Source organism: Pseudomonadota bacterium (assembly GCA_016719885.1).
Lineage (GTDB): Bacteria > Pseudomonadota > Gammaproteobacteria.
In genome coordinates this window covers 78,509-102,243 of sequence record JADJYF010000018.1, presented here as the reverse complement: position 1 = coordinate 102,243, position 23,735 = coordinate 78,509, and the positions used below count along the sequence as shown (strand labels likewise).

The following is a 23,735-nucleotide window of genomic DNA, read 5'->3' as shown; positions in this document are numbered from 1 at the left end:
ACTGCGTAGAGTGCACGCTTCGCGTCCGACAACCCGTGAAGGGCATCGCAACAGTGCCGCCGGACACAATTGGCTGCACTTGGCGGTCTGATCGCCGGTTGCGGTCATGTCAGGGTGACGGCGGGCGTCCAAGTGCGCGATCAACCTGGCGCATGTAATTCTCGAACGCGAACTTGTCGATGGCGGCGACCGATACACCGTGACGGTAGACCAGTTCGCCGCCCCAATAAGCGGTGGTTACGGTCAGACCGGCCGCGCTCAGCGCCAGCACCAGGTAAAGCGGCGCGGCGCGGCGCGGAAACCTGCCGCCCAGGGCGCTGCGCCACAGCGCGAGCACGATCACCACCGCCACCACCGAAAACGCGAAATACTTATGGGTGTGCAGGGTCGCATGGTCGGATTCGGTCATCTGCACATTCATTTCCGCGGCCATGCCCGCCGCCATCGTGCCCAGCGTGATGACGGCCACCACCGCCAGGTTGACGAATGCCACGCGATGCAGGAACTCTCGACGCGCCAGCCAGCCGATGACATCCAGCACCACGGCCAGCAGCAGCAGGGCGATCGTGAAGTGGACGAGGATGGGATGCACCCAGGCGATGCTGAAACGAGCGTTGCCATTGGAGAACACCATGGCGTCTGCGAAGGTGCCCAGCGGGTGCTCGATGAGGTAGACGTGCAGCATCTCGGCGCTGCGGTCGACCCTCACGCCTTCCGCGCAGTGGCCTTGCTCATCCGGCCGCGAAACCACCAGCATCTCGTCGATCGCGCAGTAGCCGCGCCCGGGCCAGGGATGAAAATGCCATGCGCCCAAGGGACCGAACGGCGTCGGGCCGTGATCCTCGAGTTTGCGCGTGAAGAACATGTACCCCACCAGCAATTTACCGCGCGGGGAATCGAGGTACAGGAGGAATTCCGGCTTCTCGATGTTCAGCACCTCGTCGTCGAACAGGTACTCGCGATTGACGTAGTGCTCGGTGTCCGACCATTGCAGTTCGAAGCCGTCCCGCTTGGCTTTCTCGATGTCGAACCAGCCGTTTTTCAGGGCCACTTCCCAGCCCCGTTTGCGGATGTCTTCCGCCCATTGCAGCTGTTCGGGGGTGGCAGTGCCCACGCGGCTGAGATCGATGGTGTGTTGATGGCCGGAGAGGTACAGGTAGACGCCGAAACCGCTGTACATGATCAGCGTCGCCAAGGCTGGTACGGCCACCGCCGCCAGTGCCCGGGTGCGGCCGTTGCGATTGGACCAAGCCCGCAAGGCGGGCACGGCCAGTAGCAGGCCGGCCAGGATCAGCAGTGCCTGGAAGCCGGCGATCTGGGCGTTGCGCCACTCGCCGTCGATATGGCCGTCAGGCGCCAGCAGGCCTAGCGTCCAGCGATTGATGAGGACGCCCGCACCCAGCAGGATCCACCCCAGGACTGCGGGAGAGAGGCTGCCGCGCTCGTTGCGGCAAGCGTGGCGAGTATTCATGGATCCCAACTCGGTAGCGCGGTGGCCGATGGGCGACGATTGTGCCGTGGATGCGGTGAGCCTCGCTACTGGCGGATTGGCGTGCGGCGGGACAAATCTTCGGCTACCATTTGGGGTAACCGGCCTGTAGCGGCCGTTCCGAAGTGTTACTGAATGTTTCACCGGAACGTATTACGGTACTGCTTCACAGTTCCGTCAATCCGCGCCCGCGACGGACTGTAAACCAACGGCGGCCCGTGTAGATTTTTCCCAATCCAGACCCGGGAGGGATAACAACAATGCTCTCACTCAAGACATTCAAGACCACGGCGATTGCCGGCGCACTGGTGCTCGGCTCGGCGGTCGGCATCTCGACCAATGCCCATGCCGCGGCGGCCAACGCCGTTTCGACCTTCGACTGGGGCACCTTCAGCATCTCGCTGATCGGCGACCTCGGCATCACCTTCGACAGCCAGTCGGATTCCGCGGTCGCTACCGCGGCATCGAACGGCGTCAATCCCCTCGTCACGTTCGGGCCGGTGGTCACACCGAACTGGAATGATGGCGTGTTCGCGAGCGCCGAAACCGGCAACGCGCATTACAACGGCACCACCACCGCCCAGACCCCGGTGATCGTCGACGAGGTCACCACCGGCGCATTCCAGAGCGACGGGCATGTGTTCTCCGACCGTGCCGGCTGGACCGTCAACGTCGATTCGAGCGCGATTCGCAGCCTCGACTTCACCGTCAACGGTTCTGGCGTGGTCGTGTTCCAGGTTGACTACAGCCTCTTCGCCGATGCCGGCGATGGTGGTTCTTCAATCGACGGCGACACCGCCAGCGCGGCGGCGCGCGTCAGCGCTCTGCTCAAGAACCTGACCAACAACTCCACCCCGGTCGGCACCGCGACGGCGAGCATCCTGGCGTCCTTCGCCGCGGGCGAGAACTTCGGAAGCAGCGACAGCACCAGCAGCACCCTCGCCGTGGCGTTGTTCTTCAACAGCGGCGACCAGGGCCACCTGGAGTTCAATGCCAACACCACGGTCAACACCAGCAGCCCGGCCGCTGTGCCGCTGCCGCCGGCGGGTTGGCTGTTGGGTGCTTCCTTGCTGATGCTGGCGCGCCGTCGCCGCGTCTGACAGGCCCGGTCCGCTCTGATCGGAACCATCGCCGCCCTCTGGGCGGCGATGTCGTTTTGGGGGCTCGTGACGCGAGCGCGTATGGAGAGCGGCTGCGAGGTTCCGCGCCGTATCGCGCCTCAATCGCCGGAGCGGGCCCCGTTCCCGCGCAACAACTGCATCAGGTTCAGTTGCGCTGCGTACAGGGTGATACCGAAACCCGCACCGAGGCTGCCCAGCGCCCACCGCCACAGGCTGGCGCGGTCGTCGGCCTGCAAGCCATGGCCAATCTCCAGGGCGAGGGCGACAAGCCCGCCCCACAGCATGTTTTCCCAGCGCAGCCGGTGTACTGGCTGTAGGCTGCGGCCGCGCGATTCCGCCAGCAGGTAGCCGAACACCGTCAGCGCGCCGAGCTGCTCGGCGATGCGCAGGGTTGCGTCGCGGTTGAACACCAGCTCCGGATAGCCGATGGCGTAGTTGAAGGGTAGGAGCGCGGCGGGAAGCGGCCACCACACGAGCATCACCAGGTAGAGGGCGAAGCAAGGCCACACCCCAAGCAGCACCTTGTGCTCGAAGCGCCGATTGGGCGGGACGTTCCGGTCGCGCGCGTAGAGCAGCAGCAGGGTCAGCACCACAACGACCAAGCCGCTGTTGAACACCACCAGCACGTCGTGAGCGAGGCCGGTCACGGCGCCGAACAGGAACCAGCCCAGAATCGCCAGCGCGAGCGCCGGTCGTGGAATGGCCGCCGCGGCCGCGAAGCGGTACCGCCACAGGCCGCAGATGACCACGCTGCCAATCGCGCCCAGCGGTAGAAGCAGCCACAGGCGGGCGGGCTTCGCTCCCACGCCGACTCCTGTCAGCCACATCAGCGGCACCACGAGGTAGACCAGGTTGAGTAGCGGGTGGTCGAGGGTCAGGACCGCGGGTAAGCGTCGCTCGAAGCGTCGGCGCATCGCATCACACAGCAGGGCACCGGCGCCCGCGCCCGCCGCATTGCTCAAGACGTCGAACAACGACGCCAGCCGGTCGGGCAGGAATAGCTGCAAAGTCTCGATACAGAGGCTCAGCAGCGCTCCGAAGGCGATGGCCGCGGCCACCGGATGGCGATGCGAGCGGCGCAGTGCGAGCCGCAGGAAATAACCCACCGGCAGGAACAGCAGCAGGTTGGCGGGCGCGTCTTGGGCGTCGCTCCACAACGACGGAAGCGACTGTGCGGGCCAGTGAAATCGGAACGGCGACAGCGTCAGCAAGAGCTCGACCACCACCACGTAGGCGAGCAGCGCCCACTCCACCGTGCCGCGACGGAAAGCTTCAGGCACGGGCGGATGAGGACGGCTGGGCAGTCATGGCAGCGCAAGTATCACCGACCAGCGCGTCCGGCGTCTCGCCACGCGCAGTCCTTGATCGAACTCGATGCCATCGCGCTGCCGGCGCAGTCGGCCGCGCGGTCCTCCAGGTAGCGGGCTCGTTGCGCATTCCCGGCGGGTTTTTGTTTACAGCCGGTCGTGGTTTGTGACAGTGTCCTTCGGCGTCCATGCCGAACACATGGCGCACGACAAGATGTTTTTCATGGGCGAGGATCTCGAGGCGGTTGGGCCTGCTCTGCACGCAGCCTCCGCGCGCGAGGCGCGCCGGACGAGGGCACTGCGCAGCGGACGTGCGGTCGATTAGAATCTAGGAAACCGCGTTTTCACTCGCAATGACCGTCGCGTCGCCGCACCGTCCAAGTGACCGCGGGCGGCACCGCTGAGGAAGGCGATGTCCGAACTTGCGGGCCGTCGGAACGCTGCCGGGACAACATCGAAAAGTGACCATGACGACGAGCAACCCGGCGCAGCCGACGCGGCCGAACATTGTCCGCACCGCTGCCGTGCTCGGATTGATCTGTGGCGCGCTGGACGTCGCTCTCGCGATCCTGCGTCGAGCGTCGAGCTTCGACGATCTTCAACTGATCTTTCCTGCGACCATGGCAACCGCTGGCCTCGTGGCTAGCGTTTTCCTCGCGCTATGGTGGACGGGCGGACATTGGGCGACGCGTCGCTGGCAGTTGGCGCCTTCCGCGCTTGTTTTCGCGGTGGCGAGCGCCTTGGCGACGACCTTCATCGCGGCCCGTATCGGCGAATTTTCGCTGCGTGAGTTGTCCGCCGACGCATTGTTCCTGCTGGGCTTGTATGCGGGCGGCGGCGTGGCGGCGGGCGTGGGCGGCTATTTCGCCAGCATCGCCATGGCGCCAGGCTCGCGCGCGATGGCGCTGTGCGCAGCGCTGCTCTCAGCCTTGCCGGTCATGCTGTTCGCGATGCTGCTGTTCCTGTGGTCGCAGTTGTACCGCATCGAAGTCTTCTCCTCGCCGGCGGGCTTGCTGAGTTGCGCAGCCTTCGCCGCCGCGGTCGCCGCGGTATTGTTCCTTGTCGTGTGGCCCGGCGCGGTCCAGCGCGGCTGGCGTGCGAGCGTGACGGTTGCCGTCATTGCGCTCCTGGCGCCCATGGTCATCGGTCTTGCCGCGCAGATCGGGCGCTTGGTCGGGACGGGCGACGGCCCACCCCACGCCGTTCGGCACATCATTCTCTTGACCTCGGACACGCTGCGCGCCGATGTGCTTGGCGTGTACGGCGGCAAGGTACCGACGCCGGCCATCGACGGTCTGGCCCACGATGGAGCGGTGTTCGACAAGGCCAATACCGTCGCGCCCTGGACCCTGCCGTCCTTGAGCACCCTGGTCACCGGTGTGTCGCCGGCCGTGCATCTCGTGCGCCAGGAAGAAGATCGTCTGCCGAGCACCATCACCACCGTGGCCGAGCGTTTCAGCGCGGCCGGATATCACACTGCCGCCGTCGTCGATAACGCTTACCTGAGGCCCAAGGCGAATCTCGCGCAAGGCTTCGACGACTACCTGTTCATGAACATTCCCGATTACGGGCGCGCGCTCGGACCGCAACTCATGCGTTACCTGTGGCCGGCCTTGTTTCGAGCCGAGCGGCCCTGCACCATCGAAGAGCATACCGCCGAGGTGCAGGCCTGGCTGGCGGCCCATGCCGACCGCGATTTCTTTTTGTGGGTGCATTACTTCGACCCGCATGCACCCTACGAGCCGCGCCACGATTATGTTTCGGGCAAGCCGCCGGATGGCATGGCTTATGAGTTCGTGCAGCCGCCGCAGGTGATGAGTGGTCTGATTGCGCGCAGCGATGTCGATAAGGCCTGGATACGCGCCCTCTACGAAGGCGAAGTACGCGGCATGGATGACAACATCGGTCTCATACTCGAACAACTGCGCGCGCTCGACCTGTACGACGGCGCACTCATCGCCTTCACCAGCGATCATGGCGAGGAATTCTGGGACCACGGCGCCCAGGGCCATGGGCACAGCCTGTATGACGAGCTGCTGCACGTACCGCTGATCATCAAGCTTCCCGATGGCCATGGTGCGCGGCGCGTCAGCGAGCGGGTTTCCACCGAAAGGCTCGCGCCGACCCTGCTGGAAGCGGCCGATGTGGCCTTCGATGCCAGGGAAATGTCCGGCTCGTCGCTGCTGCCGCTGATGCGCGGCGAGGCGCCGAGCGACGCCGGCGAGCCGGTGTACAGCGAAACGCAACTGGCAATCGATCGCCAACAGGCCGTCACCCGCGACGAACAGAAGTTCGTGCATTCCCTCGTCACCTCGCGCGCGCAGCTGTATGACCTGCGCCACGATCCCGGTGAGACCGAGTCGCGCCTCGCCACCGGTGCCGAACTGGCGACGGCCGCCCGCAAGCTGCTGGAGAAGCATGAAGCCGATGCGCTGCGCATGCGCGACGCGCTCGGAATTGCGAGCGGTGAATCGGCCGAGTTCGATTCGGCGACCATGAATCGCCTGCGTGGCCTGGGGTATATCAAGTGACCAGCGTGGGCGCGCGCGCCGAGCGACGCGGGGCGCCGCCATGCGCGTGTTGAGCGACGCGCTGCGGCGAATGTGGCGCGGTGCGCCGGTGGTGGTGGTGTCCGGCCTGCCGCGCTCCGGCACCTCGATGTTGATGAACATGCTGTCCGCCGGCGGCATGACCGCGATGAGCGATGGCGCGCGCGGCGCCGACGACGACAACCCGCGCGGTTATTTCGAAATGGAGCGGGTGGCGGCGCTGGCCGAGGAGCAGGACCGTGCCTGGCTGCGCGCCGCGCGTGGCAAGGCGGTCAAGATCATTTCGCACCTGCTCAAATACCTGCCTGCCGACAACGACTACCGTATCGTGCTCATCGAGCGCGCGCTGCCCGAGGTCATTGCGTCACAAAATCGCATGTTGAAAAACCGCCACCAGGAAAATCCGGTAGATGACGTCGCCACCGCCGAGCTGTATCGCAAACATCTGGTCGCGGTGCGGGTGTGGGCGCGACGCCAGCGCAACTGTCGGCTACTGGAAGTGAGATATGCCGACGCGGTTGCGCAACCTTTGGCGGTGGCCGGCACGATCGCCGCGTTCGTCGGCGGCGGGCTCGACGTGGCGCGCATGGCGGCGGCGGTGGATGCGTCGCTGTATCGCAACCGTGCCGATCTCGATGCGACGGTGAAGTCATGAGCCGCGCACACTCGAAGCCGTTGCCGATCCTGATCGCTGCCTGCGCGCTGGCGCCGGCCGCCGAGGCCTATGTCGGGCCGGGCGCGGGCTTTGCGCTGGTCGGCTCGCTGCTGGCAGTGCTGAGTGCACTGTTGGCGGGCGCGCTGGCCATGCTGTTGTGGCCCTTGCGCGCGCTGTTGCGCGCCATTCGCCGCCGTCGCAGCCAGCGCCGCGCGCGCGTCAAGCGCGTGGTGGTGCTCGGCCTCGACGGTCTCGACCCGGCGCTGTGCGAGCAATGGATGGCGGAAGGCGCCTTGCCGAATTTCTCGGCGCTCGCCGCCGAAGGCACGTTCAATCGTCTGCGCACCACCTATCCCGCCATCTCGCCGGTGGCGTGGTCGTCGTTCATGACCGGGGTCGATCCGACCCGTCACAACGTGTTCGATTTCCTGAACCGCGACCTGCGCACCTACCAGCCGCGCCTGTCGAGTTCCGAGATCGGCGCGCCGACCCGCACCGTGCGCGTCGGCGATTGGGTGATTCCGCTCGGCCGGCCCCTGTTGCGCGGGCTGCGCAAGAGCCGCGCGTTCTGGACCATCCTCGGCGAGCACGGCGTGCTGTGCAACATCCTGCGCGTGCCGCTGACGTTTCCGCCCGAGAAATTCGCCGGCATGCTGCTGTCGGCGATGTGCGTGCCCGATCTACGCGGCAGCCAGGGCTCGTTCACCTACTACACGACGTCGCGCGACGAAGTGGCGGGCGGCAGCACCGCGCCCGAGACCACCGGTGGTGAACGCCACCTGGTGGCGCCCGACGCCGACGGCGTGATTCATACCGAGATCCTCGGCCCCGCCAACCCGCTGCGCAGCGGCGCGGCGCCGATGAGCGTGCCGTTCACGGTCAAGCTGTTGCCGGCCGAGCGCGCCTGCCTGCTCGAGATCGGCGGTCAGCGCCTGCGCCTGGTGGAGCGCGAGTATTCGCCATGGGTGCGGCTGGTGTTCAAGGCCGGCTTCGGCGTGCGCGTGTATGGCATCGCGCGCTTCTATATGACGCATATCGAATCGCACTTCGGGCTCTACGTCACACCCATCAATATCGACCCCGAGCATCCGGCCCTGCCGATCTCGTGGCCGGCCTATTACTCGGTCTACCTGGCCAAGCTGCTCGGTGAATTCTCCACTCTCGGCCTTGCCGAGGACACCTGGGCCTTGAACGAGGAAGTGATCGACGAGGACGCCTTCCTGCAACAGACGCTAGATCATCACCAGGAGCGCGAACGCATGTTCGAAAATGCGCTCGACACCACGCGCAGCGGCGTGGTGGCCTGCGTGTTCGACGGCACGGACCGCCTGCAGCACATGTTCTTCCGCTATCTCGATGCCGATCACCCGGCCAATCGCGGCAAGGACATCGCGCGCTACCGCGACACCATCCGCGACATGTACGTGCGCGTCGACGAACTGGTGGGGCGCGTGCGCAAGCGCATGGGCGCCGATGAAATGCTGATGGTAATCTCCGATCACGGCTTCCAGTCGTTTCGTCGTGGCGTCAATCTCAATACCTGGCTCAAGGAGAACGGTCTGCTGTTCTTGAAGGAAGGGGTCGACAGCGGTGACTGGTTCGACGGCATCGACTGGACGCGCACCAAGGCCTATGCCTTCGGCTTGAGCGGCATCTACATCAATCAGCGCGGTCGTGAATCCCAGGGCATCGTCGCCGCGGGCGAGGAAAGCGAAGCGCTGAAGCGCCAATTGATCGAGCAGTTGTCCGGCTTGGTCGACAGCGACACCGGCAGCACCGCCATCAACACCGTGTTCGATCGCGATCGCATCAACAGCGGTGGCCCTTACCGCGACAACGGCGCGGATCTGGTGGTCGGTTACAACGCCGGTTACCGCGCATCATGGGACAGCGCGGTCGGCAAGGTCTCGGACCGCGTGTTCAAGGACAACACCAAGGCCTGGAGCGGCGATCATTGCATCGACCCGCGCCTGGTGCCGGGCGTGCTGTTCTGCAACTGGCGGGTCGAGGCGGCCGATCCGGGCATCATGGATCTCGCGCCGACCCTGCTCGATTTGTTCGGTGTCGCGCAGCCCGCCTACATGAACGGTGTCCGTCTCGAGGTCAACAACGAGCCGCTGGCCGCGAGCCCGTCATGAAGCGGGCGTGGCTGGCCGCCGTGCTGGCGGCGCTGTGTGGCGTAGCGCAGGCCGAAACGCCGCGTCGCGCGGTGGTGCTGGGCGTCGACGGTCTCGACCCAGCCATGACGCGCGAACTGGTGGCGCGCGACCTGCTGCCCAACATCAAGCGCGTGATGGACAACGGGGGCTTCATGCCGCTCGGCACCGCCAATCCTCCGCAAAGCCCGGTCGCGTGGTCGAACTTCATCACCGGCATGGATCCGGGCGGCCACGGTCTGTTCGACTTTCCTCGGCATGGATCGCGCAACCATGCTGCCCTACCTGTCGTCGTCGCGCGTCGCGCCGGCCACGCGCGCGCCGTTGGCGCTCGGCGATTGGCGCCTGCCGCTGGCGGCCGAGCAACCGCTGCTGCTGCGTGACGGCACGGCGTTCTGGCAGGTGTTGGAAAAGGCCGGCGTCGCCACCACGCTGTTCCAGATCCCGGCCAACTACCCGCCGGTGGAAAGCGGCGGTCGCGCCATCTCGGGCATGGGCACGCCCGACCTGCGTGGCACGCCCGGCACCTTCGCCTATTACACCAGCGCCGCCGACACCCGCTCGCGGGAAGTGTCGGGCGGGCTCATACGTCGCGTCGCCGTCCGCAACGGCGTGGTGAAGGCGCGTCTCGAGGGGCCGCCCAACGCCTTTCGCGCCGATGCGCCATTCAGCAGCATCGATTTCGAAGTCTACGTCGACGCCGAGCACCCGGTGGCGATGGTCAGCATCGGCGGGCACGAGGTGATGCTGGCGGTCGGTCAGTGGAGCGATTGGGTGCCGGTGGAGTTTTCGCTGGTGCCGGGCATGGTCAAGGTGCCGGGCATGGTGCGCTTCTATCTCAAGGCCAGCGCGCCCGACTTCGCCCTGTTCGCCTCGCCGGTCAACATCGACCCGCGCAATCCGGCGCAGATCATCGCCACGCCCGACGACTATGCGCAAACCGTGGCGGCCGCGGTCGGGCCGTTCTACACCCAGGAAATGCCCGAGAACAGCAAAGCCCTGCAGAACCACGTGCTGACACCGCGCGAGTTCGTGCAGCAGTCGGAACTGGTGCTCGAGGAACGTCGCCGCCTGCTCGATTACCAGCTGCGGCAGTTTCGTGATGGCGAGGGGCGGCGCCTGCTGTTCTTCTATGTCGGCAGCGTCGATCAACGTCATCACATGCTGTATCGCGAAGCGGATGCCACGCACGTCAATCACGATGCCGACACGCCGCCGGACCTGCTGGCCGCGATGCAGGACACCTATGTCGAGATCGATCGCATGATCGGCAAGGTGCTGGATGCCATCGACGATGACACCTTGTTCATGATCATGTCCGATCACGGTTTCGCGCCGTTCACCCGCCAGGCGCATTTGAACACCTGGCTAGAGCAGCATGGCTATCTCAAGCGCCTGGCCGGCACGGCGCGCGAGGACGTGGCGTGGCTGAAAGGCATCGATTGGTCGGCGACGCGCGCCTACGCCATCGGTCTCAATTCGCTGTACATCAACGTGGCCGGACGGGAGCGCGACGGCATCGTCGCCGCCGCTGAGCGCGAAGCACTGGCGCGCGAGCTGGTCGAACAGCTGAAAACCTGGACCGACGGCGAAGGCGGGCCGCGCGTGGTCAGTGCGCCGGTGCTGCGCGAGGACGTCTACCACGGGCCGCATGTCGACGACGCGCCCGACATCATCGTCGGCTACGCACGCGGCTATCGCGCGTCGTGGGACACCACCAGCGGCAAACTCGGCGCCACGCTGCTCGAAGACAATCTCGACGAATGGAGTGGCGATCACTGCATGGATCCTGCGGCGGTGCCCGGCACGCTCATCACCAATCGGCCGCTGCGTCGCGAGGACGCGGATCTCCGCGATCTGCCGGTCAGCCTGCTCGAATATTTCGGCGTCGAGGTGCCGGCCGCCATGCAGGGACACTCGGTGTTCTGAAGCATGGCGGCGGTTTGGCGCGCGCGTCGAGGGGGTGCTAGGCTCGCCGCACAGGTGCGGTGCGCCCGCGTTTCATATCAGTCAACAAACAGGTGGCAGCGTGTTCGGTCACAAGAAAATCAAGGTCGACGAAGGTCTGTGGGACAAGCTCAAGCTCTATGCTGAAGTGGCGGGCTACACCTCGGCCGACGAGTTCGCGGTGCACGTGCTGGAGCAGGCCATTGCCGCCATCGAATCGGCGGATTCCAACGAAGATATCCAGGCCAAGCTGCGCGGCCTCGGCTACCTGCGCTGAGCCGCATCCGGTCCGCACACGCCGCGCATGTGGAGCACGCTCAATGACGCCGCCAGCTGGCTGGTCGCGCTGCTGCTGACGCCGGTGCGCGGCCTCGCCTGGCCGTGGCAGATGCTGGTGCTGGCGCTGCCGGTGACGGCGTTGGCATTGCTGGTGTTCCGTTACGCGTCCAGCCAGGCCGGCATCCGGCGCGTGCAGCGCCTCATCCAGGCCTACCTGCTGGAGATGCGCCTGTTCCGTGACGATCTCGCGGTGGTGGCCCGCGCCCAGGGCCGCGTGTTCCTGCTCAGCCTGCGCTACCTGGCCTTGGCCGTGCCGCCCTTGCTGGTCATGCTGCTGCCGATGGTGATGGTGCTGGCGCAGGTCGAGGCGCGCTTCGCCCATCGGCCACTGGCGGCCGGTGAAAGCGTGATGCTGGTGGTGGGGCTGGACAAGCTCGGCGCCAACGCCGAGCTCGAACTCGAACTGCCGTCGGGCCTGCGCGCCGAAACCGCGGCGTTGCGCATGCCGGCGCGCGGCGAAGTCCGCTGGTTACTGCGCGCGCTGGCGCCGGGCGAGCATCGCCTGACCGTGCGCAGCGGTACCAACAAGGTCGAGGTGCCGGTGCAGGTGGAGACCCGCGGCACGCTGATCGCGCCGCTCATGTTTCGCGCCAACGCGCCGGAGGTGCTGCTGGCGCCGCAGGCGCCGCCGCTGGACGCGCAGCAGGCGGTGCGCAGCGTCGAACTCGCCTATCCCCGCGCCGGCGCGGCGTGGGGCGGGCTGTCGAGCGCGAGCTGGGGCCTGTTCGCGCTCACCATGGTGCTGGGCTTCGCGCTGCGCGGCCGCTTCGGCGTCACGTTCTAGCGCGCCAGCGGGCGCTCACGGGGTGATGGCATGGGCGCCGGTCAGATCGGCGTTGGCCGCCTTCCATGCTTCGAGCGGATTGGCCCGCTTCCAGCGCGTCACGTAATCGCCCATCGATTCGAACACCACGCCGTCGTGACCGGCGTAGTAATCGAGCAGACGTTCGAGCAGCAGGAAATAGCGACCGCGCGCGATGGTCTGGGGATGGAGCGTGAGGATGAACACGCCGCCCTGGCAGTCGCGATGGGCGTAGTCGAAATCGGCGCGCCAGTTTTCCTCCATCTGCGACGGCGCCTGCAGGCCGGTGTTCATGCCGAGCACGAATTCCGCGGGCGGAAAGTCGTCGAGGCTCCAGGTCACCGGCATTTCGATGAGCGAAGTGGTGGCGCCGAAATGATAAGGGCCATCCAGCGACCAGCGATCGCCGCTGCGCAGGTAGTAGGGGAAGAAATCATGGCCCATGCAGCTCGACTCGTATTCGAAGCCGTATTCGAGCAGCAGGTCGACCGTGCGCGTGCTGAGATCCCAGGCCGGCGAGCGGTAACCGCGAGGCGTGACGCCGGCCACCCGCTGCAAGGCCGTGAGGCCTTGCTCGAGCACGTTGCGCTCGCCGGCCTCGTCGAAGTCAGCCGGATTCTCGTGCACCCAACCGTGATGCACGATTTCATGACCGTGCTCGACGATGGCCTGCACCAGGCGCGGGTAGGCGTAGGCGGTATGGCCAGGCACCGCGAAGCTCGCGCGGATGTCGCGCGCCTTCAACAGGGCCAGCAAGCGCGGAATGGCGACGGCGCCGAACTGACCGCGTGAAATGGTGCTGGGATTATTCGATTTCAGCGATCCTATCCACGAGGACATGGCATCGAAGTCGAAGGTGATACAGCAGGACAGGCGATGGTCGGACACGGTGTTCTCCCCTGGGTATTCAGACCATGCAGAATATACGCAATCATCGCGGGCACGCGGCCCGCGACAAGATGCCACGGCTCGTGCGGCGCCCGACCCCGCTACCATGCAGCGAACCGTGCCGCGCCGGCGCGGTCCTTCGAGGACACACACAGGACAACTCCCGCATGCAATTCCACGCCCCCTTTGCCCGCAAGCCGCGCCGCTGGTCCGCCATCCTGGCGCTGGTCGGCTTGACGTTGTGTGCTACGCCGCATGTCTTACAGGCCCACAGCGATGCCTATTTCGACGGCCGCGCCAGCGCTCACGGCGGGCGCATGCGCATGGCCGGGCCCTTGCACCTCGAACTCGTGATCCATGACGGGCGTGTGCTGGTCTACGTCACCAATCATCTCGACGAGCCGCAGACCAGCGCCGGCGGCGAGGCGGCGGTACGCTTCCCGGCGCAGGACGTGCGCGTGACGCTCGCGGCGGATGGCGACAACCGCTTCAGCGCCGCGGCGCCGGCCGCCCTCGCGGCGGACAGCGAAGCGGTGGTGTTCGTGAAACTGCCCGGCCTCGACGCGCAGTCCGCGCAGTTCAAGACGCCGACGGCGGCGCGCGATGCCGGCGGCGGCGATGCTCATGCCGGTCATCATTGAGCGCCACGCTGCACGCCTGGCGCTGCTGTTGACGGGCGTGCTGGCAGGCGGCGTGGTGCGCGCGCACGGCGAGGCCGGCGGCGGCCCGGCCTGCCAACTGCGCCTCGGCGCGTGGCGCGTGGACGTGGCGCTCTACCAGCCCGCGCTGCACGATGGCGAGATGTATTGCGACGCCTTGCCCGGGCCGGGCGCCACGCTCGTGGTGTTCGACGTGGTCGATGCCGCGCTCACCGCCATGCCGATAGAAGTGCGCCTGTTGCGCGCCGACGGTGACAGCTCGGAAGCGGCGGTCGCCGCCTGGGACGCCGCCACCATCGAGGCCGCCAGCGTGGCGCGCCTCGCGCCGACCGTGCCCATCGACGGCAGCGTGGTGCTGCGCCACGCGTTCGAGGGCGAGGGCACCTACCTTGCCCTGCTGCGCACGCCGGCGCTGAACGGTGGCGAATGGCGGGCGGCATGGCGTTTCAGTGTCGGCAGCCGCGCGCTGCGCCTGCGCCAGGGCGCGGTTGGCGTGGCGGGCAGCGCCTTGCTGTGCGGCCTGCTGGCGTGGGCGCGACGACGGCGTACCGATGGCACGCCCGCGGATCTGGATTACGGCAATCAATCGAGGCCAGCTTCATGAACATGCATCGACCAACCCGATGGGCGGCGGCGCTGCTCTGCGTGCTGCTCAGTGTCGAGGTCAGCGCGCACGCGGTGCTGGTGAAGGCCGTGCCCGGCCAGGACGCCGTGCTCGACAAGTCGCCGCCGACCGTCAGCGTGTGGTTCAACGAAGCGCTGGAAGCGGCGTTCTCTTCGCTTGCGGTCGAGGACAGTCGCGGACAGGTGGTTGCCCAGGGCGCGCTCGCGTCGCTGCCCGACAATGGTCTCAGCCTCCGCTTGCAGGCGCCGCTCGCGGCCGGTAATTATCGCCTGCATTACCGCGTGCTGTCGGTCGACGGACACATCGTCGAAGGGTCGTCGCCGTTCGTGATCGGCGAACCCGGCGCTCGCTAGGCACAGGCGCACCGCGCGGCCGCCCATGCTCGACGCGCTCGCCCGTTTCGCCTGGCAGTCGGCGGCCGTGCTGGCCTTGGGCACCGCGCTGTTCTGGTGGCGTAGCGGCGCCATCCCGGCGCCGCTGCAGCCGTGGGCGCGACGCGCCTGGCGTTTGCTGCCGTGGACGACGGCGCTGGGGCTGGTGGCCGGCGTGCTGGTGCTGGATGGTCACGCTGAGCGCATCCTCGGACACGCCGCCGGCCACCACTGGTCACCATGGCAGCAGTTGGTGCTCGGCACGCGACTCGGCCAGATGTGGCTGGTCAAGCAAACCATGCTGCTGGTGGCGATGGCGGTGCTGCTGCCGTGGCGCGAGCCGCGGCGCGGCGCCTTGCTCGCACTGCTGATTGTCAGCACGGGCTTTTTCCTGGCCGGCGCGCGCGCCGGCCACGGCGGCGTCGGCGAACCACTCGCGTTGTTCCTGCCGCTGCACGTTGTGCATGCCTGGCTGAGCGCGGCGTGGCTGGGCGGCTTGCCGCTGTGGGGCAGCCTGCTGCTTGCCGCCGGTGACAGCGCGCCGCAACGTGACTACGTGCTGCATGCCCTGCGGCGCTTTTCGCGCTTCGCCTTCACCGCCATGCTGCTGCTCATCGTCAGCGGCACGCTGATCGCATGGCGCCAGTTCGGTGGCTGGCCGGCGCTGTTCGCCACCGAGGCGGCGGCGCTGCTGTGGATCAAACTCGCACTGCTCGCCGTGGTGCTGATGGCGGCCTGGCATTTACGCGGCACGCAACTCGCGCGCCTCGAACGTCATTATGCCGCCGACACGCGGCGCGCCGTGCTGCGCGTGTTCGGCATCGAGTTGCTGGCGGCGCTGGCGCTGTTCGGCTTCGCGCTCGCGCTCGCGCAGGGCACGCCGGGCGCGCACCAGGCGCTCAATTGGTGGTTGCCATTCCGCCTGCAGCCGGCGCTGCTCGGCACCAGCAGCTTCGCGCAATGGCAAGTGGTGCTGGCGGTGAGCCTGCTGTCATGCGTGGCGCCCGCGTGGTGGCTGCGCTACCGCGCGTTGGCGGTCCTGCTGTTGCTGGGCGCGACGCTCATCGGCGTGCAGGCCATCGCGGTGCGCGCGTTTCCCACCACCTACCTGCGCGCCGGCGTGCCTTACGACGCGCACTCCATCGGCCGCGGCATGACGCTCTTTGCTGCGCACTGCGCCGATTGTCACGGCAGCGGTGCGCGCGGTGATGGCGCGCAAAGCCTCACGACCACCGTGGCGCCCGCCGATCTCGCCCGCCATACGGCCTTGCATAGCGCCGGCGACATGTTCGCGTGGCTCTCCGACGGCACACCGAGCGGCGCCATGCCGGGCTTCGCCGCAGTGCTCGACGCCAGCGCGCGCTGGGACTTGATCAACATGCTGCGTGCCTTTGCCGACGGTCATCGCGCGCGCGTCATCGATGAACAAATCGAGGCTGGCCGCGCGTGGCTGGCGGCGCCCAATTTTCGCTTCGAGAGCGCCGCCGGCCGGCGCGGCGAGTTGCAGGACTGGCGCGGCGAGCGCGCGGTGTTGTTGTACATCGCTCGCGACGGCGCGGCGCGCGACACGCTGCACGCGCTGGCGGACGCTCCGGCGCTGCGTGGTGCGCCGCTCGAGATGCTGGTGGTGCCGGCCGCCGGCGATTGCCGGGCGCTGGGCGCGGACGCCGAGCGCGTGCATTGCTTGAGTGGCGGCGGCGACGCGGTGACGGCCGCCTATGGTCTGTTGAGTCGCAGCCTGGTCCACGCCGGCCGTCGCGACGCATTGCCGGGCAACGATGGCGATGCGGCGTTCCTCGTCGATCGCTTCGGCTTCATACGCGCGCGCTGGCTGGCCCGCGATGGCGCGCCGTGCTGGTCGCCAGCGCAACTCGCGCAAACCGTCGCGACGCTCGCAGCCGAGCCGGCGCTGCGACCCGCGCCCGAAACGCACATGCACTGAAGCGCGCCGGCCATGCTCTGCTATGGTGACCGCCACCATCACCCGCAACCAACCTTGGGGAGTCATCATGAGTGACCAGGCCGCCATCGCCACCTTGCTCGCGCGCCAGGAGATCGCCGACGTCATCTACCGATATGCGCGTGGCATCGACCGCATGGATTTCGATCTCGTGCGTTCCTGCTATCACGCCGATGCCTACGACGACCACGGCTCGATGAAGGGTACGGTCGAGGAATTCATCGCCGCCGCCGCGACCTTCCTCGCGCGCTGGACCGTCACCCAGCATTTCATGGGCAACATGCTCATCGAGGTGGTTGGTGATCACGCGCGCGCCGAAACCTACGCGGTGGCCTATCACCGTCGCGAAGACGCCGACGGTAACGGCAAGGACGACGTGATGGGCGTTCGCTATGTCGATCGCTTCGAGCGGCGTGGCGGCGAATGGAAGATTGCCCACCGCGTGGTGGCCAGCGAATGGCGTCGCGTCGATGCCGTGCAGGGCGCGCGCGGCCGCGGTCAAAACGGTGTGTGGGGCCGCCGCGACGGCGAAGATGTCATCCACTGGATCATGGGCGCCCGCGCGCCGGCCTGAGCCGCTCAACGCCGCAACGGCACCTTGACGGTGGCGAGGTAGATCTCGATCAGGAATGCGAGCAGCGCGCCGATGAGACAGGTCATGGCGGCGACGAACAACAGCGCGATGGCGGTGGCATTGCCGCTGGCCGCCACCGTGCCGAGAAACAGCACCGCCACCACCGAGCAGATCAAGAGTGCGCACAGCGTGCACAGCGAAATGGCGGTGTTGACGACCCGCATGCGGCGATTGATGACCGCCAGCTCCACGTCGATTTCACGTATTTCCGATTGATCGAAATGGCGTCGCTCGTGCAGCACGCGACCGCGGTCGACGATGCGCGCGAGACGGTTGGCGAGCACCGACAGCATGGCGCCGACGCCGGCCAGCAGGAATACCGGTGTGACCGCAAGCTGGATGGCATGGGCAATGGCATCGACCTGGACGGGTTCCGACATGCGGGCGTGACTCGTGACTTGTGGGCGGCGTCATTGTCGGTCCAGGTGCGTGGCCTCGCAACGCTGAAGTGGCCGTGTACACTCGACGCCTTGAGTTCAAGGCGCAAGACCTCCGACGGAGCACGGTGATGATGATCCTCGACGGCATTCGTGTGCTCGATTTCACCCAGTACCTGGCGGGGCCGACCGTCACGCGCCTGATGGCGGAAATGGGCGCCGAGATCATCAAGGTGGAACTGGCGCCGGGCGGCGATCCGTCGCGCGGTCTGCCGTGGTCCGACCATGGCCGCAGCGGCTATTTCATCCAGCAGAATCGCGGCAAGCGCAGCCTGTGCCTCGATCTGCGCGACCCGGCCGCCGACACCATCGTGCGCGAGCTGGTCGCCAAGGTCGACGTGGTGGTCGAGAATTTCGGGCCGGGCGTGATGGAGAAACGGCGCCTCGCCTACGCGGATCTCAAGGCCATCAAGCCCGACATCATCATGGCCTCGCTGTCGGCCTACGGCCGCGAAAGCCCGCTGTCGCACAAGACCGGTTATGACTGGGCAGCGCAGGCGTTCGCCGGTCTCATGCACATGACCGGGCCGGCCGACGGCCCGCCGCATCCCATCGGCCTGGCCATCGCCGACACCGGCAGCGGCGTGCATGCGTTTTCGGCCATCGGCTATGCCTTGTTCCATCGTGGCCGCACCGGTCAAGGCCAATGGCTGGATCTCGCCATGATCGATTGCATGTTCCACCTGCAGGACATCGCCGTGCAGGCCCACACCCTCAGCAAGGGCGCCTACATGCCGACCCGCAACGGCAATCATCATCCCTTGCTGTGTCCGTTCGGCGTGTACAAGGGGCCGAGCGGTTACCTCGTTATCCTCGCCCTGCAGCCGCAATGGCCGAGCATGTGCGCGGCCATGGGGCGGCCCGAACTCGAGCACGACGCGCGCTTCGCCAGCAGCGACAGCCGCGCGGCCAATCAGAAGGATCTGATCCCGATGATCGAAGCCTGGCTGCAGGGTTTCAGTGACAACGACGCGGTGTTCGCCCATCTCGAAAGCCATCGCGTGCCGTCGGCGCCGGTCTTGAGTCCGGTCGACGCCCTGAACCATCCCTATTTCAATGCGCGTGGCACGGTGCGGCACATCGAGGACCCGCTGATGGGGCCGCTGTCGATCCCGGGATTCCCGCTGCGCTTCTCCGCGCAACCTCACTTGCCCGAACTGGTGGCGCCGCGGCTCGGCGAACACAACGCCGAAGTGCTGGAAGGGCTGCTCGGTTACAGCGCGGCCGAGGTGGCGGCGCTCAGTGCGCGCGGCGTGCTGAAATCCGCCAGCCGCTAGGCGCGCCGCGTGTTCCCCATCCGTGACGACAATCCCCAGATCCTGACGCCTTACGCGACCTGGGCCATCGTCGCGCTCAACATCGCGGCGTGGGTGCTGGTGCAAGGCTTGGGGCGCGAGCCGGCCCTCGCCAGTTCCATCTGTACCCTCGGCCTGTTGCCCGGCGAACTGCTGGGCCACCTGCAGGCCGGCGTCGGTATTCCGCTCAGTCCCTATGCGCGCTGCGTGATTGCCGAGAGCGGCAACTGGTCGACGGTCATCACCCACATGTTCCTGCACGGTGGCTGGATGCACCTCATCGGCAACATGTGGTTCCTGTGGATCTTCGGCAACAACGTCGAGGACTCCATGGGCCACGGCCGCTTCGTGGCCTTCTACCTGTTGTGCGGGCTGGCGGCCGCCGCGCTGCAGGTCGCCGCCAATCCCGGCGCCGCCATTCCCATGGTCGGCGCCTCGGGCGCCATCGGCGGGGTGATGGGGGCGTACGTGATGCTCTACCCGCGGGTCAACGTGCACATGCTGTTCTGGTTCGGGTTTTACGTCACGACCTTCGCCATCCCGGCGTTCTGGATGCTCGGTTACTGGTTCCTGGTGCAGATGATCGGCGGCCTCGGCTCCCTGGGCGCGCAGGGCGGCGGCGTGGCGTTCTGGGCCCACGTCGGCGGTTTCGTGGCGGGCGCGGCGCTGGTCTACCTGTTTCGCGATCGCGAACTGCTGGCGCGCCATCCCCACCATGGCTGGCGCCAGTCCGGCGAGGGCGCCTGGCGCCGCCTGCGTTGAGAGTTGACGACGTTTGACATTCGACGGCGGCCCGCCGCGATAAAACGTGATCGCGCGCACGCTGGGCGGCTGGCGCGCGCCGACCTGCCCTGTTAACGTCGTGAACAACCGCCAGTCGTTGCCGCGCTGTGCGAAGGGACTTTGCTTTCCGTAGGCGTTGACACGACCCCCATGCCGCCATGGCATCATTCCCCACGAACTTGTAAGGCCTTCAGTGGCCGCCACGGGCAGGCGCGTGCCTGCCGCGCGTAAGGTATTTGCCAGCGTGTCCCGTGCCCACCGCCCACTGCCGATTGCAAGACCGAGCGCGTGGGCCGCGGCCTGCGTCTGCGCGGGCCTGGCGGCGCCGGCCGCGGCCGAGCTCAGCACCACCGCGCTGGCGCGTTTTACCAGCAACTACCTCTACCACGGCTATACCAAGAGCGATGACCATCCCGCCGCCCAGGCCCATGTCGGCCTGGCCCGTGGCAGTGGCGCCTATGGCGGCGCGTGGCTGACCGCCGTTGATTTCGGCGGCGCCGAGTTCGAATTCATTCCCTACCTCGGCGTGCAGCGCGCGCTGCCCGGCGGCCTGCGCCTCGATGCGGTGCTGTCGGCCTACGTGTACGAGGCCGAGGTGTTCGGCGAGTCAGGCGATTATGTCGAGACCTCGGTGAGCCTGGACTGGCGCGGCCTCGTCACCGCGCGCGGCAGCGTGGCCTTCGACAGCTACGGCGCGAGTCACAACGCGGTGGCCGGCGAGGTCAAGGGTCGCTACCCCCTCAGCGACGTGCTGGACGCCACCGTCGGCATCGGCTACGACGGTCTCGCCAAGGTCACGTCCTATGACGTCGTCTACTGGAACGCGGGCCTCAGCTATTTCATCGGCCGCCACCTGGTGGCTGACCTGCGCTACGTCGACAACGTCTATTTCAACGAGATCAATGACCCGGGCGTGCACGACCGCTTTGCCGGCGCGGAAGTCGATGCGCGCGTGGTGTTTTCCCTGTCGGTCGGCTTCTAGGGGTCAAGGACGCAGGCCGGGCAAGGACACGCGGATGAAAAATTACCGAAAACATGCTGCCGTTCACGCTGAACCTTTCCCGCCCGTGCCGCGATTCATCGGCAAACAGGAGAGTGGCTGGACATGGCGGGTGGCGCGGGGCACAACATCTTGAAATTCAGGCCGCCACCGGCCGCGCCCGTCGCTGCCGCTGACCGCGACGACGACGGCGACTGGCTGCTCATCGAGCGCATCGGGCGCGGCGACGCGCCGGCCTTCGAGATCTTCTACAAGCGCTACCGGCGCTACCTGGAACGTTTCGTCTACCAGGTCACGCGCCGCCAGGAACTGGTCGACGATGTCATCAGTGAAGTGATGCTGGCGGTATGGCAGCAGGCGGCGCGCACCCAGCGCCTGGCGCTGGCCTCGACCTGGCTGCTCGGCATCGCCAATTTCAAATCCTTGCAGGCCTTGCGCAAGCTCGGCGTCACCGGCGGCGAGGCCAGCGGCGAGGAGGGCGGTGACGACAGCCACGCCCAGCGCGAACTCGAGCAGGACAACCTCTTGCACGTGGCCATGCGCCACTTGTCGGCCGAGCAGCGCGCGGCCATGGAACTGGTGTATTTCCATGGCCTGAATTACCAGGACATCGCCAAGGTGATGGACTGCCCCGAGAACACCGTCAAGACCCGTATCTTTCACGCCCGCAAGCGCTTGCGCGAAGTGTGGCCGCAATTGTCCGGCGAACCGGCCGCGATGAGTGATTGACATGACCAAGTCATCGGAAACGAGTGCCATGAACTCAGCCTTTTCTCACCAGGAGTACAGCGAACTGTTGCCGTTTCTCGTCAACGGCACCCTGGCCGGCGCCGAGCGCGACAGGCTCGATGCGCATCTCGCGGCGTGCCTGGTGTGCCGCGCGGAACTCGCTGCCGAGCAGCGTCTCGCCCAGGCGTTTCGCGGCAGCGACTCCGAGAGGCACCTCGCCGACGACGGTTTCGAGCGCATCATGGCGCGCGTGCGCGGCAGCGCGCCGCCACCGCCATCATCATCGTCATCGCCATGGCGGCGCTGGGGGCGCGGCGGCATGCGCCATGCGACGCGACGCCTGGCGATGATCGCGATGCTGGCCGGCGTGGTGTTCGGCATCGGCCACATGCAGGGCAATGTCGGCCTCGTCGAGCAGACTTTCCATACGCTGTCGCAGGATCGCGGCCAGGTGGTGGGCGCCGATGTGCTGTACGTGGCATTCGATGGCGAGGCGTCGATGGCCACCATCCAGGAAGCGCTGGCCGCGGTGCACGGCGACGTGGTGAGTGGCCCCAATCATGACAACGTGTTCACGGTGCGCGTGCCCGCCAGCCAGGTGGCGAGCGCGCTGGACACCTTGAAGACACGCAGCGGCGTGCGCTTTGCCGCGCCGGCGGCGCCGGGGGCGACGCCATGAGCCCGCGTAAATTCTTGCGCCGCGTGACGCTGGCCGCGCTGTGGGCGCTGTCCGTCGGCGTCGCGTCGCAGGCGGCCGAGCTTCAGCCGGTGGCGAGCTCTCACAGCGAGCGACTGGCACTGGTGACATTCACCGATCGCGGACTGCAACGCGCGCCGACCGGCGGACCGGGCGATACCTATGCGCGCACCGCCGATTACGATTCCACGGCCTGGGGCCGTCGCATCGCCAGCGAACTCGGCAAGCGACACAAGCTCAGCACCGTCAGCCAGTGGCCGGTGCTGACCTTGGGCGTGCATTGCGTGGTGTATTCCATCGACGACGAACGCAGCCTGCAGGCGGTCAGCGAGGAATTGCGCAAGGAAGGCGTGGTCGACGGCGTCTACCCGATGCATGACTTTCACACCATGGCGGCCGATCCGTACAAGCCGCTGCAAAGCGCGATCGCCGACATGCAGCTCAACGAAGCCCATCGTTTCGCCACCGGCCGCGACGTGACGGTGGCGGTGGTCGACACCGCCATCGACCTGCGTCATCCCGATCTGCGCGGCCAGGTCAGCACCCATCGCGACCTCGTCAACGACAGCAGCGAGGAGCGTGCCGGCGAAGTGCACGGCACGGCGGTCGGCGGCATCATCGCCGCGCGCGCCGGCAACGCCGCCGGCATTGTCGGCGTCGCGCCGGCGGCGCGCCTCGCCGCGCTGCGCGCGTGCTGGGCCAGCGCACCCGATGCGTTGGATGCGAGCTGCAATACCCTGACCCTGGCCAAGGCCATCGACACCGCCATCCGTCTCAAGGTGCGGGTGTTGAACCTGAGCCTGACCGGTCCGCGCGATGCCCTGCTCGAGACCCTGCTCGCGAACGCCATGGCCAAGGGCATGCTGGTGGTCGGCGCAATGCCGGTCGCAGGACGGGCCGATGCCGCCTTTCCGACCGCCGTGCCGGGCGTCATCCGGGTCGGCGTCGCCGGCCAGGCCAGCGAAAGCGGCGCCGCCATCGCGCCGGGCACCGAGGTCTTCACCACGCTGCCCCACGAGCGTTATGGCTACATGTCCGGCAGTTCGATTGCCGCCGCCCACGTCACCGGTGTCATCGCGCTGCTGCTGGAAGTCGCGCCTGATTTGGACGCGCGTGAAGTCAGCGCCTTGCTGACCGACAACGCGGCACCGGTCGGCAGCCTCACCCGCACGGTCAACGCCTGCACGGTGCTGGCTCGCGCCGGCCATGGCGTCGATTGCGCGCGCGCCAGCGCCGTCATCGGTGGCGCGGCCGCCGCCGCGCCGCTCCGCGTCGCCGCCTCGCGTTCCTGA

General features: G+C 67.2%; 23 protein-coding genes. 19 read left to right on the top strand and 4 right to left on the bottom strand.

What is annotated here, in order from left to right:
* Positions 1 to 109: 109 nt before the first annotated feature.
* Positions 110 to 1,633, bottom strand: coding sequence for a DUF2231 domain-containing protein (locus tag IPM80_18425; protein MBK8960330.1), 1,524 nt, complete (start codon positions 1,631 to 1,633; stop codon positions 110 to 112).
* Positions 1,634 to 1,749: 116 nt separating this feature from the next.
* Here IPM80_18425 and IPM80_18420 point away from each other — a divergent pair, with 116 nt between their 5' ends.
* Positions 1,750 to 2,589 (top strand): VPLPA-CTERM sorting domain-containing protein, encoded by an 840-nt coding sequence (locus tag IPM80_18420; protein ID MBK8960329.1) that lies wholly within the window; start codon positions 1,750 to 1,752, stop codon positions 2,587 to 2,589.
* A 119-nt stretch (positions 2,590 to 2,708) separates the two neighbouring features.
* On the opposite strand, the gene IPM80_18415 is transcribed toward IPM80_18420, so the two are convergent.
* Positions 2,709 to 3,890, bottom strand: a complete 1,182-nt coding sequence (locus IPM80_18415; protein ID MBK8960328.1) for a VanZ family protein — start codon at positions 3,888 to 3,890, stop codon at positions 2,709 to 2,711.
* A 494-nt stretch (positions 3,891 to 4,384) separates the two neighbouring features.
* Here IPM80_18415 and IPM80_18410 point away from each other — a divergent pair, with 494 nt between their 5' ends.
* The 7 genes from IPM80_18410 (at position 4,385) to IPM80_18380 (ending at position 12,347) form a co-directional block, all read left to right on the top strand.
* Entirely contained in the window at positions 4,385 to 6,448 is a 2,064-nt protein-coding gene (locus IPM80_18410; protein ID MBK8960327.1) for a sulfatase, read from the top strand.
* 70 nt (positions 6,449 to 6,518) lie between these two features.
* Complete coding sequence (locus IPM80_18405) at positions 6,519 to 7,121, top strand: sulfotransferase family protein (GenBank protein MBK8960326.1); 603 nt, start codon at positions 6,519 to 6,521, stop codon at positions 7,119 to 7,121.
* Complete coding sequence (locus IPM80_18400) at positions 7,118 to 9,259, top strand: alkaline phosphatase family protein (protein MBK8960325.1); 2,142 nt, start codon at positions 7,118 to 7,120, stop codon at positions 9,257 to 9,259. Before IPM80_18405 ends, IPM80_18400 begins: the two co-directional genes overlap by 4 nt.
* Positions 9,256 to 9,660: an alkaline phosphatase family protein gene (locus tag IPM80_18395; GenBank protein MBK8960324.1), complete on the top strand. Its 405-nt coding sequence runs from the start codon at positions 9,256 to 9,258 to the stop codon at positions 9,658 to 9,660. Before IPM80_18400 ends, IPM80_18395 begins: the two co-directional genes overlap by 4 nt.
* A complete protein-coding gene (locus IPM80_18390; protein ID MBK8960323.1) occupies positions 9,551 to 11,206 on the top strand; it encodes an alkaline phosphatase family protein in 1,656 nt (551 codons plus the stop codon). Before IPM80_18395 ends, IPM80_18390 begins: the two co-directional genes overlap by 110 nt.
* A 100-nt stretch (positions 11,207 to 11,306) precedes the next feature.
* A complete protein-coding gene (locus IPM80_18385) occupies positions 11,307 to 11,501 on the top strand; it encodes a hypothetical protein (protein MBK8960322.1) in 195 nt (64 codons plus the stop codon).
* A 27-nt stretch (positions 11,502 to 11,528) separates the two neighbouring features.
* Positions 11,529 to 12,347, top strand: coding sequence for a hypothetical protein (locus tag IPM80_18380; GenBank protein ID MBK8960321.1), 819 nt, complete (start codon positions 11,529 to 11,531; stop codon positions 12,345 to 12,347).
* A gap of 15 nt (positions 12,348 to 12,362) precedes the next feature.
* Here the strand turns inward: IPM80_18380 and IPM80_18375 are convergent, their stop codons facing one another.
* On the bottom strand, positions 12,363 to 13,361 hold the full coding sequence (locus IPM80_18375; protein ID MBK8960320.1) for a polysaccharide deacetylase: 999 nt from the start codon (positions 13,359 to 13,361) through the stop codon (positions 12,363 to 12,365).
* A 59-nt stretch (positions 13,362 to 13,420) separates the two neighbouring features.
* Between IPM80_18375 and IPM80_18370 the strand changes: the two genes are divergently transcribed.
* The 5 genes from IPM80_18370 (at position 13,421) to IPM80_18350 (ending at position 17,442) form a co-directional block, all read left to right on the top strand.
* Positions 13,421 to 13,894 (top strand): hypothetical protein, encoded by a 474-nt coding sequence (locus IPM80_18370; protein MBK8960319.1) that lies wholly within the window; start codon positions 13,421 to 13,423, stop codon positions 13,892 to 13,894.
* Complete coding sequence (locus IPM80_18365; GenBank protein ID MBK8960318.1) at positions 13,878 to 14,516, top strand: hypothetical protein; 639 nt, start codon at positions 13,878 to 13,880, stop codon at positions 14,514 to 14,516. Before IPM80_18370 ends, IPM80_18365 begins: the two co-directional genes overlap by 17 nt.
* Complete coding sequence (locus tag IPM80_18360) at positions 14,513 to 14,890, top strand: copper resistance protein CopC (protein ID MBK8960317.1); 378 nt, start codon at positions 14,513 to 14,515, stop codon at positions 14,888 to 14,890. Before IPM80_18365 ends, IPM80_18360 begins: the two co-directional genes overlap by 4 nt.
* Before the next feature lie 25 nt (positions 14,891 to 14,915).
* Positions 14,916 to 16,850 carry a CopD family protein gene (locus IPM80_18355; GenBank protein MBK8960316.1) on the top strand — a complete coding sequence of 645 codons (1,935 nt, stop codon included), beginning with the start codon at positions 14,916 to 14,918 and terminating at the stop codon, positions 16,848 to 16,850.
* A 67-nt stretch (positions 16,851 to 16,917) separates the two neighbouring features.
* Positions 16,918 to 17,442, top strand: coding sequence for a nuclear transport factor 2 family protein (locus IPM80_18350; protein MBK8960315.1), 525 nt, complete (start codon positions 16,918 to 16,920; stop codon positions 17,440 to 17,442).
* 5 nt (positions 17,443 to 17,447) lie between these two features.
* Here IPM80_18350 and IPM80_18345 read toward each other — a convergent pair whose 3' ends face one another.
* Positions 17,448 to 17,882, bottom strand: coding sequence for a DUF2721 domain-containing protein (locus IPM80_18345; protein MBK8960314.1), 435 nt, complete (start codon positions 17,880 to 17,882; stop codon positions 17,448 to 17,450).
* Between the two features lie 128 nt (positions 17,883 to 18,010).
* Between IPM80_18345 and IPM80_18340 the strand changes: the two genes are divergently transcribed.
* From IPM80_18340 to IPM80_18315, 6 genes are all read left to right on the top strand, one after another.
* Complete coding sequence (locus tag IPM80_18340; GenBank protein MBK8960313.1) at positions 18,011 to 19,216, top strand: CoA transferase; 1,206 nt, start codon at positions 18,011 to 18,013, stop codon at positions 19,214 to 19,216.
* A gap of 9 nt (positions 19,217 to 19,225) precedes the next feature.
* Positions 19,226 to 19,996: a rhomboid family intramembrane serine protease gene (locus IPM80_18335; protein ID MBK8960312.1), complete on the top strand. Its 771-nt coding sequence runs from the start codon at positions 19,226 to 19,228 to the stop codon at positions 19,994 to 19,996.
* Between the two features lie 265 nt (positions 19,997 to 20,261).
* Positions 20,262 to 20,999, top strand: a complete 738-nt coding sequence (locus tag IPM80_18330) for a hypothetical protein (protein ID MBK8960311.1) — start codon at positions 20,262 to 20,264, stop codon at positions 20,997 to 20,999.
* Positions 21,000 to 21,149: 150 nt separating this feature from the next.
* Positions 21,150 to 21,746 carry a sigma-70 family RNA polymerase sigma factor gene (locus IPM80_18325; protein ID MBK8960310.1) on the top strand — a complete coding sequence of 199 codons (597 nt, stop codon included), beginning with the start codon at positions 21,150 to 21,152 and terminating at the stop codon, positions 21,744 to 21,746.
* 28 nt (positions 21,747 to 21,774) lie between these two features.
* Complete coding sequence (locus IPM80_18320; GenBank protein ID MBK8960309.1) at positions 21,775 to 22,425, top strand: zf-HC2 domain-containing protein; 651 nt, start codon at positions 21,775 to 21,777, stop codon at positions 22,423 to 22,425.
* Complete coding sequence (locus IPM80_18315) at positions 22,422 to 23,735, top strand: S8 family serine peptidase (protein MBK8960308.1); 1,314 nt, start codon at positions 22,422 to 22,424, stop codon at positions 23,733 to 23,735. The genes IPM80_18320 and IPM80_18315 overlap by 4 nt, the downstream gene beginning before the upstream one ends.

Excerpts from the sequence above, each read along its gene's own strand:
- IPM80_18375 (MBK8960320.1), bottom strand. The coding sequence starts at position 13,361 with ATGGTAGCGGGGTCGGGCGCCGCACGAGCCGTGGCATCTTGTCGCGGG.
- IPM80_18380 (MBK8960321.1), top strand. The coding sequence starts at position 11,529 with ATGTGGAGCACGCTCAATGACGCCGCCAGCTGGCTGGTCGCGCTGCTG.
- IPM80_18360 (MBK8960317.1), top strand. The coding sequence starts at position 14,513 with ATGAACATGCATCGACCAACCCGATGGGCGGCGGCGCTGCTCTGCGTG.
- IPM80_18365 (MBK8960318.1), top strand. The coding sequence starts at position 13,878 with ATGCCGGTCATCATTGAGCGCCACGCTGCACGCCTGGCGCTGCTGTTG.
- IPM80_18410 (MBK8960327.1), top strand. The coding sequence starts at position 4,385 with ATGACGACGAGCAACCCGGCGCAGCCGACGCGGCCGAACATTGTCCGC.
- IPM80_18345 (MBK8960314.1), bottom strand. The coding sequence starts at position 17,882 with ATGTCGGAACCCGTCCAGGTCGATGCCATTGCCCATGCCATCCAGCTT.
- IPM80_18400 (MBK8960325.1), top strand. The coding sequence starts at position 7,118 with ATGAGCCGCGCACACTCGAAGCCGTTGCCGATCCTGATCGCTGCCTGC.
- IPM80_18350 (MBK8960315.1), top strand. The coding sequence starts at position 16,918 with ATGAGTGACCAGGCCGCCATCGCCACCTTGCTCGCGCGCCAGGAGATC.
- IPM80_18320 (MBK8960309.1), top strand. The coding sequence starts at position 21,775 with ATGAACTCAGCCTTTTCTCACCAGGAGTACAGCGAACTGTTGCCGTTT.
- IPM80_18315 (MBK8960308.1), top strand. The coding sequence starts at position 22,422 with ATGAGCCCGCGTAAATTCTTGCGCCGCGTGACGCTGGCCGCGCTGTGG.
- IPM80_18395 (MBK8960324.1), top strand. The coding sequence starts at position 9,256 with ATGAAGCGGGCGTGGCTGGCCGCCGTGCTGGCGGCGCTGTGTGGCGTA.
- IPM80_18405 (MBK8960326.1), top strand. The coding sequence starts at position 6,519 with ATGTGGCGCGGTGCGCCGGTGGTGGTGGTGTCCGGCCTGCCGCGCTCC.
- IPM80_18420 (MBK8960329.1), top strand. The coding sequence starts at position 1,750 with ATGCTCTCACTCAAGACATTCAAGACCACGGCGATTGCCGGCGCACTG.
- IPM80_18370 (MBK8960319.1), top strand. The coding sequence starts at position 13,421 with ATGCAATTCCACGCCCCCTTTGCCCGCAAGCCGCGCCGCTGGTCCGCC.
- IPM80_18355 (MBK8960316.1), top strand. The coding sequence starts at position 14,916 with ATGCTCGACGCGCTCGCCCGTTTCGCCTGGCAGTCGGCGGCCGTGCTG.
- IPM80_18340 (MBK8960313.1), top strand. The coding sequence starts at position 18,011 with ATGATGATCCTCGACGGCATTCGTGTGCTCGATTTCACCCAGTACCTG.
- IPM80_18390 (MBK8960323.1), top strand. The coding sequence starts at position 9,551 with ATGCTGCCCTACCTGTCGTCGTCGCGCGTCGCGCCGGCCACGCGCGCG.